General features: G+C 65.7%; 7 protein-coding genes and 1 pseudogene. 6 read left to right on the top strand and 2 right to left on the bottom strand.

Features of this window, described 5'->3' with window-relative positions:
* Positions 1-67: 67 nt before the first annotated feature.
* From ASE79_RS19160 to ASE79_RS19135, 6 genes are all read left to right on the top strand, one after another.
* Positions 68-1069 carry a site-specific integrase gene (locus ASE79_RS19160; RefSeq protein ID WP_056420623.1) on the top strand — a complete coding sequence of 334 codons (1002 nt, stop codon included), beginning with the start codon at positions 68-70 and terminating at the stop codon, positions 1067-1069.
* 571 nt (positions 1070-1640) lie between these two features.
* Positions 1641-2357 (top strand): FkbM family methyltransferase, encoded by a 717-nt coding sequence (locus tag ASE79_RS19155; RefSeq protein ID WP_162237070.1) that lies wholly within the window; start codon positions 1641-1643, stop codon positions 2355-2357.
* A gap of 467 nt (positions 2358-2824) precedes the next feature.
* Positions 2825-4564 carry a TolC family protein gene (locus ASE79_RS19150; RefSeq protein WP_162237069.1) on the top strand — a complete coding sequence of 580 codons (1740 nt, stop codon included), beginning with the start codon at positions 2825-2827 and terminating at the stop codon, positions 4562-4564.
* Positions 4561-6309: a type I secretion system permease/ATPase gene (locus ASE79_RS19145; RefSeq protein ID WP_056420620.1), complete on the top strand. Its 1749-nt coding sequence runs from the start codon at positions 4561-4563 to the stop codon at positions 6307-6309. The genes ASE79_RS19150 and ASE79_RS19145 overlap by 4 nt, the downstream gene beginning before the upstream one ends.
* An 11-nt stretch (positions 6310-6320) precedes the next feature.
* Positions 6321-7622, top strand: coding sequence for an HlyD family type I secretion periplasmic adaptor subunit (locus ASE79_RS19140; RefSeq protein ID WP_056420618.1), 1302 nt, complete (start codon positions 6321-6323; stop codon positions 7620-7622).
* A gap of 163 nt (positions 7623-7785) precedes the next feature.
* Positions 7786-14100 (top strand): Calx-beta domain-containing protein, encoded by a 6315-nt coding sequence (locus tag ASE79_RS19135; protein ID WP_056420616.1) that lies wholly within the window; start codon positions 7786-7788, stop codon positions 14098-14100.
* A gap of 125 nt (positions 14101-14225) precedes the next feature.
* Here ASE79_RS19135 and ASE79_RS19130 read toward each other — a convergent pair whose 3' ends face one another.
* Both ASE79_RS19130 and ASE79_RS20565 read right to left on the bottom strand, forming a co-directional pair.
* Positions 14226-14501 (bottom strand): hypothetical protein, encoded by a 276-nt coding sequence (locus tag ASE79_RS19130; protein ID WP_162237068.1) that lies wholly within the window; start codon positions 14499-14501, stop codon positions 14226-14228.
* A 220-nt stretch (positions 14502-14721) separates the two neighbouring features.
* Positions 14722-15327 (bottom strand): annotated as a pseudogene (locus tag ASE79_RS20565) (IS5 family transposase); the annotation flags it as partial.

The raw sequence follows: 15327 nt of genomic DNA, 5'->3' as shown, positions 1-15327 counted from the left end.
GGATCGCCCGATCGGATTGCGGTCATGATCGAAATTCGGGCCGTCCGAACCGCTGGAGCATCGCCGCATGACTGACGACCCCAACGACCGTGATGACACCGCGCTGACGCGGACTGCGTCGACGCCGTTGATCCCGTTGCTGCTCGACGACGAGATCGAGGCAGCACGCGCCTATGTCGCCGCGGCGCGCGCGCCGGCGACGCGGCGGGCGTATGAATCGGACTGGCGGATCTTTCTTGCCTGGTGTGCGGCGCGCAACATCGATCCGCTGCCGGCCGCGCCCGGCGCGGTGGCGATCTTCCTGTCGGCCGAAGCGCATGCGGGTGCGCGACCCTCGACGATCGGGCGACGCCTGGCCGCGATCGGCTATATGCATGCGCAGGCCGGCTATGATCCGCCGCAGCAACAACAGGGCGCGGTCGCGATCCGCAATGCCGTGGCCGGAATCAGGCGGACGCATGGCATCAAGAAAGTCCAGAAGCGTGCGGCCGATGGCGATATGCTGCGCGATATGCTGCGCGCTTGCGAGGGCGACAGCGTGCGCGCGGTGCGCGACCGGGCATTGCTCGCGATCGGCATGGCTGCCGCGCTGCGCCGCTCCGAACTGGTCGCGCTGGATATCGACGATGTCGCCATCACCCCCGACGGGTTGCTGATCACGATCCGCACGTCGAAGACCGATCAGGAGGGCAAGGGCGCGACGATCGCGGTGCCCGAGGGGCGCCGGATCCGGCCTAAGGCGCTGCTGTTGGCGTGGATCGCCTGTGCAGGGTTCAACGCCGGCCCGGTGTTCCGCAAATTGACCCCGCAGGGGCGGATCACGACCAAGCCGATGAGCGATCGAGGCGTTGCGCTGGTCGTCAAGGCGCGCGCTGCGGCCGCGGGCTATGACCCGGCGCAGGTCGCAGGCCATTCGCTGCGCGCGGGCTTCCTGACCGAAGCGGCGCGGCAAGGCGCGACGGTGTTCAAGATGAAGGAGGTCAGCCGGCACAAGTCGCTCGAAATCCTGTCCGATTATGTCCGCAACCATGAACTGTTCCGCGACCATGCCGGCGAACGGTTTCTGTAGCGGGCGAAGACGTATCGGTCGCAGCGTCGCGGATGCACGTGTTATCGCAATCGATCAAAGCCGCATGGACGTTGGTTCTGGTGGCGTTCGTCGATACCGATCGGTGCGATACAGGCAACACGAACACATAGGCGCGCTGATCGGATCACCAGCGCCGACTGCGGCATGCTACGCCTGTTGTCAGGCACCGATCGCGCTATTCCGAAAGGCTCTGGCCGGTAAGTATCACGGCACCGCGGCAGGGAGGCGTCTTGGGGATGCTCACCTGCCGCGATGATTTTGGATAAAGCGCGTTCCGACGAATTGCAATGCCGCCATTGGGTTGGTCAGCAAGTATTTGAAATAAGATAAAATCGCGGACGGTGTTTGAGCGACTGCGATAGGCAGTGTTCGTTTTTGATATCAGTCGACTAAGACCTAGGTTATCTAGCCATGCAAAAAAATAACTTCGGCATTATGATAGTATAATATTAATAATTAGACGTAAACTGTGTAATAAAAATATAACCAGAAAGCACTAGATGGACTTTGAATTGTTGCAATGCGGGCAACGCCGCAAAATGACACATACATGTTCCAAAAGCTTTTGCCGTTGAGCAGTCATATCCTTGGCCTTGATCCGCGAACAATAAGATTCGTGGGATTTTCTACGTCTCACATTGGTATTTATAACTCGCAGATCTTGCAGGATTTATTTGTTCTATGGGTGTTGCGCGAGAAGCGTAACGGGTATTTTGTCGATTTTGGCGCGACCGACGGTATCGAGCTCAGCAACAGCTATCTTCTTAAAACAAAATACGGCTGGAATGGCATAGTCGCGGATCCTGCCAAGGACTGGCACGCGAGCCTGCGACGCAATCGTCAATGCTCGGTCGAGTTTGATTGCGTCAGCGATCGATCGGGAAGCCTTGTGTCCTTCGATGAGACGCCCGGTCTCGGCCTATCGACGATGGCGTCTTTCGCGGAGGACGACAGACATGCCGAGTCACGTCAGGATAGCGTACGGTATGACGTCAAGACCGTGTCGCTGAACGATCTTCTGCAGCGTCATGATGCACCCGGCAGCATCGACTATATTTCGATCGATACCGAAAAATCCGAGCTCAGTATTCTCGGTGCATTCGATTTCCAGACGTACAAGCCCAGTATCGTGACCGTCGAACATAATTTCGTCGATGCAAAGCGTGGGGCGATCTTCGAGGTGATGACAAGAAACGGTTATAAGCGACATTTCGAAGCGCTTTCGATGTTTGACGATTGGTATGTCCACCAGGATATCGAATTCTGATTTCGGGCATTCGAGTCAAGCGCTGAGACCATGCCTAGAATGTCGTCCGTGTCGGCTCGCAGCGATGCGCGCGGTCCTTGCCGCGCGGTCGATCCGGCATCGGCGGGTACTTTGCGCCCGGCCGGTTCTGCGCAGAAGACCTGTCCCAGGCCCCTATCCGTCCCTGCAGGAGAGCGCGGCCGTTAAGGGCTAAGCGCGCGCCACATCCCATCGACGAAGCGGTCGTCCCGCTCGTCGCGTGAAACCCTTGTCGCGAGCGGAAAAATAGAAGACTGTGACCGCAGGGGACCGGTGACCTGGGAGGGGCGCCACCGCGATGTATAGGGGAGCAAGGGCATCGGCTGTCCTGACCGCCAGCGTGGCGGGGTACAGTCGAACCTGAGTGCCGAGCTGGGGTGCGACGACATGACAGGTTCGACGGCCATCGTGCTTTGCGATGGCTGCATGCGGGTAAGCGACGGCAAGGATTGCTGGTTCAAGGATTGCCGGTCCAAGAATTGTCGGTCATCGTCACGATGCAGGTGTTAGGACGGATGGCGCACGTGCGCCGTTCCGGCTGTGGTACCGTTGTCGCGGCCGGTCTGGCGCTGGCTGCCGCACCGGTCTCGGTACCGGTCTATGCCCAGCGTACGCCGCCGGCGACGCAGGGATCGCTGGTGGTCGATCCGCAACAGGGCGCGACGCCGCGACCGCTGCCACCCTCGCCGGCTTTGCCCACGCCCTCCGTTCCGACCCCGGTGACCGTGTCACCCGTGCCTGCGCCGGCAGTCGAGCTGGCGGTGCCGAGCGCGCCAATCGCGCGGACGTCGAGCGGCTCGTACGGGCCACCATCGCCCGTCCAGGGGACGCCGCGTCTCGGGGCCTGGGCACGGGGCGTACCCGGCGGGCTGCCGGCGCCGAGCCAGGATCCGTTGCACATCGATCCGACCGCGGATCCCATCCTGCAACTGGCGCATGCGCAATCGCCGCTCGCGACCTTCCAGCAGGTGATCGGCGAGGCGGTCGCGCGCAACCCGTCGCTCGACGAGGCGATCGCGCAGGCGGACGAAGCCAAGGGCGTCCGCGGCGAGGCGCGTGCGCGCGCGCTGCCTACTGCCGACCTGTCGATCTCGACGTTCCGGATCATCGATCGGGCGTTTTCCAACGATCCCAACAACGTCCTCGAACGCTCGCGTCCCAGTCATCGCACCGACGGGTTGCTGCGCGTCCAGCAGCCGCTGATCGATTTCGGCGCAAGTCTCAGCCGGATCCGCTCGAGCGAAGCGCGACTGAACGCGGCGCGCGTCGGCATCGAGGATATCGGGACGCAGATCGCGTTGCGCGCCGTCTCGGCCTGGTACACGGTCTATGGCTACCGCGTGCTCGTCCGGCTGGGCGAGGCGTTTGCGACCAGCCAGCGCAGCCTGCGCAGCAGCATCGAGGATCGCATCCTCCAGGGCGCGGCCGCGCCGGGCGATGTGGCGCAGGTCGACAGCTATATCGCATCCTCGGATTCGCAGCTGGCCGAGTTCCGGCGTCAGCTGGCCGGCGCGGAGGCGCAATATGCCGCCGTCATCGGGCATGCACCGCCTGCCGCGCTGGCGCGCGCGCCCGAGCCGTCGCTCGCCGGCATCGGCACCGCGAGCCTGGTCGCCGATATCGATACGCTGCCCGCGATCCGCGCTGCCAAGCTCGGCGCCGATGCGGCGCGCTCGGACGTCCGCGCGGTCAAGTCCGATCTGCTGCCGCAACTGTCCGGCGGGATCGATGCCGGACGCTACGGGATCATCGAGACCGCGCGAGACTACGACATTCGGGGCAGCCTCACGCTCAGCATGCGGCTGGGCGGCGGTGGACCGCAGCGCGTCGACCAGGCGCAGGCGCGCGCCGACGGCGCCGACGCGCGTCTGCGCCGGACCCGGATCGATTCGCAACGCGATGCCGAGATCGCGCTGGCCGACGTGACCGCGTTGCAGGACGCGCAGGCTGCGATCGAGGGCAATTATCTCGCCAGCCGCCGCGCGCGCGACGTGCTGGCGGAGCGGTTCCGCGTGTCGCGCGGGACGCTGTTCGACCTGCTGGGCGCCGAGAGTAATTATTTCGGCGTCGCCGCACGCTATGTGCAGACGGTAATCGAGCTCGACACCGCGCGCTACGCACTGCTCGCCCGGACCGGCCGGCTGCTGTCGGCCCTGGCCATCCAACCTGCCGCGCTGGAACCCCGATGACTGAACACCACGACCGGCCCCATCACGACCTGATCGAGCATCCGCGCCCGCGCTTTGCGCCGTGGCTGGTCGAGCCGATGCTGCGCAACAAGGGCACTTATCTGAAGGTCGCGCTGGCGGCTGCGATGATCAATATCTTCGGACTGATCACGTCGCTGTTCACGATGACCGTGTACGACCGCGTCGTTCCCAACAACGCCTTCTCCTCGCTGATCGCGCTGTCGATCGGGCTGGCGATCGTGGTCGTGTTCGATTTCGTGCTGCGGGTGCTGCGCGCCTATTTCACCGATCTGGCAGGCGCCGATATCGATCACGACATTGGCGGACGGGTGTTCCGCCGGCTGGTCGCGATCCGGCTCGATCAGAAAAAGGGATCGACCGGTGCGCTGACCGGCATGATGCGTGAGCTCGAGACGCTGCGCGACTTCTTCGCATCGGCCACGATGACCGCGCTGGTCGATGTGCCGTTCATCGTCATCACGTTGATCTTCATCGCGATTCTTGGCGGTGCGGTGGTGTGGGTGCCGCTGGCGGCGATCCCAATCGTCGTCGGGGCGGGCTGGCTGACCCGCCCCGCGCTCGACCGGTTGTCGGCGCGCGCGATGAGCGAAGGGCTGACCAAGCAGAGCGTGCTAGTCGAGACCGTGGGCGCGCTCGAAATGGTCAAGACCAGCGGCGCGAGCCGTCTGCTCGGCCAGCGCTGGACCAGGGCCAACCAGCAGCATTCGGACAGTTCGACGCGCCAGCGGCTGGTCTCGACGATCGCGACCACGGTCGCGGCCTCGGCGAACACGCTGGCCTATGCGGGGACCGTCGTCGTCGGCGTGTTCCTGATCGCCGATCACCAGCTGACCACCGGTGCGCTGGTGGCGTGTTCGATCCTGTCGGGTCGCGCGGTGCAGCCGCTGGCGACGATCGCGGCGCTGCTGTCGCGGCTGTCGGCGACGCGGACCGCGTACAAGCAGATCGACGCGATGATGGAGACGGGGTCCGAAGAGCCGCGCGGTACCGCGCTCAAGCCCGCCCGCTTCGATGGCCGGATCGAGCTGCGCGGCGTCGCGTTCCGCTATCCGGGCGCTGCCGAAAAGACGTTCGACGGGCTCGACCTAGTCATCCCGGCAGGACAGCGCGTGGCGCTGCTGGGCAAGGTCGGATCGGGCAAGTCGACGATCGCGCGGCTCATCCTCGGTCTCTACCAGCCGCAGGAAGGGCTGGTGATGATCGACGGCACCGACATCCGCCAATATGATCCGCACGCGATGCGATCGCTGATCGGCACTGCGTTGCAGGAGAGCGTGCTGCTCAGCGGTTCGGTGCGCGAGAACATCACGCTCGGCCGCCCCGGCGTCGACGATGCCGAGATGCTGCGCGTCGCCGAGCTGACCGGCACGCATGGCTTTATGGGGCGGATCGCCAATGGCTATGACCTTGTGCTCGCGGATCGCGGCGAAGGCCTGTCGGGTGGCCAGCGCCAGTCGATCAGCCTTTCCCGCGCGCTGGCCGGCCGGCCGCAGCTGCTCGTGTTCGACGAACCCACCAGCGCGATGGACCAGACGACCGAGATGCAGCTGATCGACCGGCTCCAGACCGAGTTGCAGGGCCGCACCTTCGTCCTCATCACGCACCGCCCTGCGCTTGTCCGGCTGGTCGACCGCATCATCGTCGTCGAGGCGGGCAAGATCGTCCAGGACGGACCGCGCGACGCCGTCCTGCAATCGCTCCAGCGTCCCCGCACTGCGGCCTGAGTACCAAACCCATGTCCGATACGCATCTCGAAGACCTTGCCGATCGCATCAAGCCCAAGGCGGTATCGAACCTGCTGCTGTGGCTGATTATCGGCTTCATCGTCGTCTTCATTGCCTGGGCCAGCATCGTGAAGCTGGATCGCACCGTCCACGCGCCCGGCCGCGTCGTGCCGAGCAGCCGGTTGCAGGTGCTCAGCAATTTCGAAGGCGGCGTCGTCTCGGCGATCCTCGTCCATGTCGGCGACCTCGTGAAGCGTGGCCAGCCGCTCGTCCGGCTCGACCAGACGCAGGCAGGGGCGGAATTCGGCAGCAGCGAGATCACGGTGGGGGCGCTCAACGCGAAGATCGCGCGGTTGCAGGCGGAAATCGCCGGGCGCGAGCCGGTCTATCCAGCCGCGGCCACGCCCGAGGTCGGGCAGCAGATCGGCATCGAGCGCTCGCTCCATGCGGCGCGGATGAGCGACCTCGCCAGCCTGAGCGCGGCCGGTGCGGCGCGTGCGGCGCAAGCCGAGCGCGCGGTCGCCGAAGCGCGATCCGCCTATGCCTCGCGGGTATCGGCGCGCGATTCCGCCAAGCGCCAGCTCGAGATGATCCGCCCGCTCGTCGACCGCGGGATCGAGCCGCAGCTGACGCTGATCCAGCTGGAGAACAGCGCCGCGGTCGCGGGAACCGATGCGGCGCAGGCCTCGGCCGCGATCGCGCGCGCGCAATCCGCGGTCGCCGAAGCGCGGGCGAGCCTGGCGCAGGTGCGCAGCAGCTGGCGCGCGCAGGCGGGGACCGATCTTGCCGCGGCGCAATCCGAAATGGCGTCGCGCCAGCGCTCGATGCCGGCGCTCGCGGCCAAGCTCGGGCGTTCGACGGTCGCCTCCCCGGTCGATGGCCGTGTCAATCGCGTGCTCGTGTCGACGGTGGGCAGCAGCATCGGTGCGGGCCAGCCGATCGTCGAAGTGGTGCCCAGCGCCGAGACGCTGACCGTCGAGGCGCTCGTCAGCCCCAAGGATATCGCTGCCGTGCGGATCGGTCAGCGCGCGCGCGTCAATATCACCGCGTATGAATCGGGCGTCTATGGCGGCATGGACGGCCGCGTCCTGACCATCTCCCCCGATGCCACGGTCGAGGAACGCACCGGCGAGAGCCATTACACCGTGCGCGTCCGGGCCGATGCGCAGAACTTCCGCGGCCCCGAAGGCCAGCGGCTGGTGATCGGTCCGGGCATGACCGCGGACGTGAACCTGATCGGCGATAAGCGCTCGATCATGGCCTATATCCTGACACCCTTCACCCGGTTGCGCGAAGAGGCGCTGCGCGAATAGGGCGACGCGCCTTACGATCGCTTGCGCGATTTAGGCTTTCCTTATGCGCCAAAGCTGACACGTTCGTCATGCTGCCGTCATGTAATGACGATAGGCGCATGAAATTGCGAGATTTTGCGCACAGGGGCGTAGAATCGCGTGGCGTAATCGGGGGGGATCGGTTGTGAGTGGATTTGCCGCAGGGAATGTCGTTGTCTATCGGGTCGGGACGGGCGCGACCGCGCTGTCGAATGCAACCGCGGCGGTATTCCTCGACGAATATACGACGGCCGGGGTCCTGGTTCAGTCGATCGCGCTGCCGACCGCCGACACCAGTGCGGGGGGGATCACCAACCAGACGCTGACCGCGATCGGCAATTCGGCGCTGGAAGGCCTTCTCTCGCGCAGCGCCGATGGTCGTTTTTTGATGCTGACCGGGTATGACACCGCGGTGGCGACGACCAATGTCGCTGCGCTGTCGGCCACGACCGGGCGAGTCATCGGCCGGGTCGGCGTCGATGGGCTTGTCGACACGTCGACATCGGTGGCTATCGGTTCGGGCAACGTCCGCGGCATCGCGAGCGAGACGGGCGCGACCTTCTACGTCAGCACGTCGACGACCGGCGTTTCCTACGGGACGTTCGGCACCGCGACGGTCACCCAGCTCAACACCAGCGCGACCGGCCCCGTCAATGTCCGCGGGCTCGGCCTCTATGGCGGCCAGCTTTACGAAAGCACGATGTCGGGGAGTTTCCGGATCGCGACCGTAGGGAGTGGCGAACCGACGACCGCGGGGCAGACCATCACGAACATCGCCAGCGACGGCTCGGCGACCTCGCCCAACGCGACCGCCGCGGCACCCGGCGCCTTCTTCTTCGCCGATCTCACCACCGCGGTCGACGGCGTCGACACGCTGTACGTTGCCGACAGCCGGTCGGGCGGCGGGCTGTTCAAATATTCGCTCGTCGGCGGGCTGTGGACCGCGAACGGCTCGATTGTCGATAGCGGGCTGACTGGCCTGACGGGGGCGATCAATGGCGGCACCGTGACGCTGTTCGGCACGACCGGCACTGCGCTCGACCTGTTCAGCGATATGACGGGCTATAACGGCATCCTGACGGGCGGCAGCACGCGGCTTGCCACCGCTGCGACCAACACGGCGTTTCGCGGAGTCGCCTTCGCACCGCAGGCCGCCGTCGCGAACGAGACGATCGCGCTGCAGACCACGGCGATCAGCCAAGGCGAAGGCACCGGCACCGTCTACACCGTCACGCTGACTCGGACCGGCAGCACCGCCGCGGCCGCCTCGACGAGCTATGCGGTCATCGCGGGCGGCACCGCGGATGCGGCCGATTTCGTCGGCCCGACGACCGGCACCGCGACGTTTGCTGCCGGGCAAAGCAGCACGACGGTGACGATCACGGTCGCGGGCGACACGCTGGTCGAAGGCAACGAGACGTTCGTGCTCGCGCTCTCCTCGCCGAGCACGGGCTATGACGTCAGCCCGGCCACGCTGACCAACACGATCCTGAACGACGATTCCGCGTTCGCGATCGCCGCGGGCAGCGCCAGCGAAGCCAGCGGCAGCATCCCGTTCGTCGTCACGCGCAGCGGCGATCTCAGCCAGGCGGCCACCCTATCCTATGCGGTGTCTTTGGCCGCCGGCGATACCGCCACGGCGAGTGATTTCGCGGGCGGCACGCTGCCCGCGGGCGAGGTGACGTTCGCCGCCAACGCCTCCACCGCGACGATCCTGGTCCCGATCGCCGACGATAGCGTCAGCGAACCGGACGAGACCTTCACCGTCACGCTGTCGGGCGCAGGCCAGACGATCACCACCGCGACTGCGGCCGGTACGATCACCAACGACGACCTGCCCGGGCTGTCGATCGCCAACGCCTCGATCATCGAGGGCGATGCCGGCACGAGCGTGCTGGTGTTCACCGTGACCGCGAGCGCGCCCGCCCCCACCGGCGGGATCAGTTTCCAGGCGGCCACGTCGGACGGCACCGCGTCCGCGGGCAGCGACTATGTCGCGCTGGCCGGCAATTTCACCATTGCGGCGGGTGCCACCAGCACCACCGTCAGCATCGTGATCAACGGCGATACGGTATTCGAGCGTAACGAAACGCTGCTGGTGACGCTGACCAATCTGACCAATGCGATCATCGCGGGCGGACAGGCGACGGGGACGATCGCCAATGACGACGCAGTGCCGGCAACCGCGTCGATCTTTGCGACCAATTTCGCCAATTTCGCTGCGTCGGGCTTCGCGCCGGGCGCCGTGGCGAGCAGCGGACAGCTCGACTCCAACGTCTGGCGCGTCGTCGGCCTGTCGGACCAGACCAACCCGTCCTATGGCTTTATCGGCGCCTCGGGCGGCGATTTCGGTCGCGGCCTGATCAGCGGCGATCCGGTGACCGCGGGAGTCTATACGCCGGTCAACGACCGGGCGCTTATCCTCCAGCCGACCGGTGCCGAGCTCGACGCAGGCGGCTTTATCGAGGCACGCATCCAGAACACCAGCGGCGCGACCGCGACCAGCTTCGACATCGCGTTCGACTGGGCGTATCGCAACAATGCGACGCGCGGCGAGAGCATGCAGCTCGCCTATTCGACCGACGGCACGACCTTCACGAGCGTCGCTGCGGCCAGCTTCACGACCCCGACGACCGCGGACAACACGACCGCCAACTTCACCAACCAGAACGAGATGGTCAGCATTGCCGGCACGGTCGCTGATGGCGGCTATCTCTATCTGCGCTGGATCCATGCCGCGTCGGTCGGCAGCGGCAGCCGCGACGAGGTGGGCATCGACAATGTCGCGGTCACCGCACATCTGAGCACCGATCCCACCGCCGCGATCAGCAACGTCAGCGTCGTCGAGGGCGATGGCGGCGCGACTGCCGCGGTCTTCACCGTCACCCGCTCGAACGGCATCGGCGCTGCGAGCGTCGATTACGCCACCGCCAACGGCACCGCGCAGGCGGGCAGCGACTATGTCGCGCAGACCGGCACGGTCACGTTCGCGGTCGGCGAGACGAGCAAGACGATCACCATCCTCGTCAACGGCGACCGGATCAACGAAGCCAACGAGACCTTCGTCGTCACCCTGACCAACCCGGTCGGCTTCGTCGTTCCCGCGCCCAGCGCGACCGCGACGATCCTCAACGACGATACCGGCCCGATCGCGATCTACGATCTCCAGGGCCTTGGCCATCGCTCGCTGTTCACCGGTCAGGTCGTCGCGACCAGCGGCGTCGTCACCTCGGTGCGCAGCAACGGCTTCTACATCCAGGATCCGAACGGCGACGGCAATGACGGCACGTCGGATGCGATCTTCGTCTCGACGGGGACGACCGTGCCGACGGTATCGGTCGGCAATGCGATCACGCTGTCGGGGACGGTCGCCGAATTCGCGTCGGCCACGACCAACCTGACGATCACGCAGCTCAACAGCCCGACCGCGATCACGGTTACCAACGCGTCGGTCGCGTTGCCGGCCGCGGTGCTGATCGCGACCGACGGCACCGGCCGCGCGCCGCCCACCCAGGTGATCGATGACGATCGCCTCACCAGCTACGACCCGACCACCGACGGCGCGGATTTCTATGAATCGCTCGAAGGGATGCGCGTCACCGTGCGCGCACCGCGGGTCGTTGCCGATACCAATGCCAATGGCGAGACCTATGTCGTCGCCTCGCTGGGCGCGGGCGCGACCGGGCTTAGCAGCCGGGGCGGCATGACGATCTCGGCAGGCGACGTGAACCCCGAGACGATCAAGATCTATCAGGGCACGGCCGCGGCAGGCGCCTATCATCAGGGCGACACGTTGAACGATGTGACCGGCATCGTGAATTACTTCGGGGGCGAATATGAAGTCGACCCGATCGGCACGGTCAGTGCCGCGACCAGCGCTGCCCCCCTGCCCCGCGAAACGACCACTCTGGTCGGGACCGTGTCGGGGCTGAGCTATGCCAGCTTCAACCTGGAGAATCTGGCGCCCGTGGCGACGCGGGCGACCGGCGATACCGACGTCACCTATGCCGCCAAGCAGGCGATCGTCGATGCGCGGTTCACCACCCATGCCAACGAGATCGTCAACGCGCTGCATAACCCCGACATCATCGGCGTGCAGGAGGTCCAGGACGCCGATGGCGAGAATGCGGGCACCGACCTGTCGGGTGCCGCGACCGCGCAGAAGCTGATCGACGCGATCACCGCCGCGGGCGGCGCGACCTATCGCTATGTCGAGGTCGCGCCCACCGCGACCAACACCAGCGGCGGGGCCCCCAACGGGAACATCCGCAACGGCTTCCTCTTCAACACCGAGCGGGTGAGCTATGTCGAGGGATCGACGACCGCGATCCAGGCCGAGGCCTATGCCGGCACGCGCAAGCCGGTCGTGGCCGATTTCGTGTTCAACGGGCAGATGTTCACCGCGATCGACATGCACTCGACGTCGCGCGGCGGGTCGGACGCGCTGTACGGCGCGAACCAGCCCCCCAACAACGCCGGCGACGCCGCGCGCACCGCGCAGGCGACCGCGGCCAAGGCCTATGTCGATGCGCTGCTCGCGCGCGATCCGTCGCATCAGTTCGTCGTCAACGGCGACTTCAACGGCTTCTACTACGAGACCGCGCTGCAGACGCTGGCACCGGCCGGCAATAGCGGAGCCTTGTCCAACCTGATCTACAAACTGCCCGTCGAGGAACGCTACACCTATTATTTCGACGGCTATTACCAGTCGTTCGACAACGTCATCGTCTCGACCGGGCTGTATGCGGAATCGAGCTTCGACATCGTCCACTATAATGCGGGCTATAATGACGGGCTGTCGACGACCGATCACGACCAGGCGCTGGCGCTGATCGGGATCGCACGCACGGGTACCGGCCCGGCCGTCGCGGTCGCCGACGGGTTCGCGATCACCGCGATCTCGATCTATGGCGGCACCGTGCTCGCCAACGATACGGGCGGCGATCCGTCGCTCGGCGTCATCGCGCTGAACGGCAGTGCGTCGGGCGTCGACCATTCCGTGCGCCTGTCCTCGGGCGCGCTCGTCACGCTGCTGTCGGGCGGCACCTTCTCCTACAACCCGGACGGCGCGTTCAGCGCGCTGGCGGCGGGTGCGACAACCACCGACAGCTTCACCTACACGATCAGCGGCGGGTCGACCGCCACCGCGACGGTGACGATCACCGGCATCGCGACCCCTGCGCCCGACAGTGCCGGCCATATCGCCGGGACCGCCGGCAACGACAGCTATGGCGGCACGCAAGGTGCCGATTATTTCGACCTGTCGAACGGGGGCGTCGATCGCGTGAGTGGCGGCGCCGGCGCGGATGCCGTCTTCTTCGGGGCCGCGCTGACCGGCGCGGACCGCATCAACGGCGGTTCGGGCATCGATCAGGTCGGCATTCAGGGTGAGTATACCGGCGCCAACCGCCTCGTGCTGACCGCCACGACGCTCAACGATGTCGAGATCCTCGCGGCGTTGCCGGGCTCCAGCTACGACATCGTCCTCAACGACGGCGTCATCGGCGATACCCGGACATTCACCGTCTTCGGCACGAATCTGGAGGCGGGCAACGCCTTTACCGTCGACGGGTCCACGGTGAGCTCGGGGTCGCTGGTCATGTATGGCGGGCTCGGCGTCGATACCCTGACCGGGGGCGCGGGCAATGACGGCTTCCTCTTCGGCCCTGATCGCTGGGGCGCGAGCGATGTCGTCGTCGGGGGTGCCGGCACCGACCAGCTGGCGCTGGACGGCGACTACACCATCACGTTCGACAGCCGTGCGGGTGTCGAGACCGTGGCGTTGCTCGCAGGACCGATCGTGCCGGGCAGCGCGAACGACTATAGCATCACCCTCGCCGACAGCTTTGTCACGGGCGGCGCGACCAAGACGGTCTGGGGCCTGCCGCTGACGACCGACCTCGTCGTCGACGGCCGCGCGGTCACCAACGGCAACCTGACGATCTTCGGCGGATCGGGCAACGACACGCTGACGGGCGGCAGCGGCAACGACATGCTGTTCGGCGGAGCGGGTCGCGACACGCTGACCGGCGGGGCTGGCAACGACCGCTTCGCCTATGATGGCGCGAGCGAGTCGACGAGCACGGGCTACGACACGCTGGTCGGCTTCACCCGCGACACGGACGTCGTCCAGGTCGCGGGCGTGGATCGCACCACCTACGGCGCCGATGTCACGGGTCGGCTCGACGATGCGAGCTTCGACACCGATCTCGGCAATGCGGTGCGTGGCAGCCTGACGAGCGGGTCGGCGGTGTTCGTCAACGCCAATGCCGGCAACCATCAGGGCGAGACGTTCCTGGTGGTCGATGCCAACGGGGTCGACGGCTATCAGGCCGGACAGGATCTGGTCCTGCACATCGTCTCGCCCGCCGCATTCCAGGTGGGCGTGGCACCGGTCGACATGGCCGCGTTCTCCGCAGCGCTGCCGGAGATGGTCGCGGTGCACACGCTGATCGCCTGATCCCGCTTTGACCCGGTACCGCGGTTGGTGGCAACCGCGGTACCGCCGTCACAGCCGTAGCAAAAATCCGACATGTCGACATGTCGCGGCGTTACCGGAGGGCGCTTCGGGCCCTGCCGCGGGATCTAAGGGGGCGTCGGGAAGCGCGTCTCCGATCCGTCAGATCGGCGCAATGCGATGAATGAGCCCGAACGAACACTGAGCATCGAAAGGCGTGTTTGGATCAACGGCAAAAGTGTGTCGGGGTGCGCGCCGGTGACAAATATGACGAAGAAGCCTTTCCCGATCTCATGTCCCTCAATGACGCCGGCAGGCTCTATGGCAGCGCCGATCGCGTCCTCGACATCATAGAGTTGGAACGTCTTGCCCTCAGCGCCATATTCATCGTTCGCCAGCTTCAAATGGATGGATAGCCGCTGTGGCTCGATCTCCTGAGGTGGAGCCGGACTGTGCATGAGCGTTAAACCTGCAAATGGTCACATGGCTGCGTGGAGCCTACGCTTGGCGTATCTTTGGGTCCGTTCCATGCACTCGACCCCTATAAGTCCCGAGCAATGCTCCCGACCGTTGCTGTCGTGCACAGATGCAGCCAGAACGCGCCCTAGGGTCAGGACTTATTGGTCATAGCCAGAAGATGACGGTGGCCGCGAGCGCGACGGCAGAGAAGAAGATAGTTTGGCAGCGGTCGTAACGAGTGGCGACGCGGTGGCAATCCTTCAGACGGCCGAACATGATCTCGATGCGGCTGCGGCGCCGGTAGCGGCGCTTGTCGTATCTGACCGGCTCGTTGCGCGATCTGCGACCCAGGATGCAGGGCTGGATGCCCTTGGCTTCCAGGGCGTCCCTGGAACCAATCGGCGTCATAACCACGGTCGCCAAGCAGCCACTGTGCTTTCGGCAGATCGTCGAGCAAGGCTGCCGCGCCGGTGTAGTCGCTGACCTGCCCGGCGGTCATGAAGAAGCTCAAGGGCCGCCCATCCGCATCGCTGACGGCGTGCAGTTTGGTGTTCATGCCGCCTTTCGTGCGGCCGATCAGGCAGCCGAGATCCCCTTTTTTACTCGCAGACTTGATGCCGTGCGGTGTGCCTTCAGGTAGGTCGCGTTGATCATGACCGTTTCGGTACGGCTTCCGCTGCCGCGAGCCCCTCCATCATGCGCAAGAAGACACCCCTCTCGCCCCACCGCTTCCAGCGATTGTAGAGCGTCTTGTGCGGCCCATAGTCCTTC

Source organism: Sphingomonas sp. Leaf28, assembly GCF_001421685.1.
In the GTDB taxonomy this organism is placed as follows: domain Bacteria; phylum Pseudomonadota; class Alphaproteobacteria; order Sphingomonadales; family Sphingomonadaceae; genus Sphingomonas; species Sphingomonas aurantiaca.
This window is presented reverse-complemented; position numbering and strand designations above follow the sequence as displayed.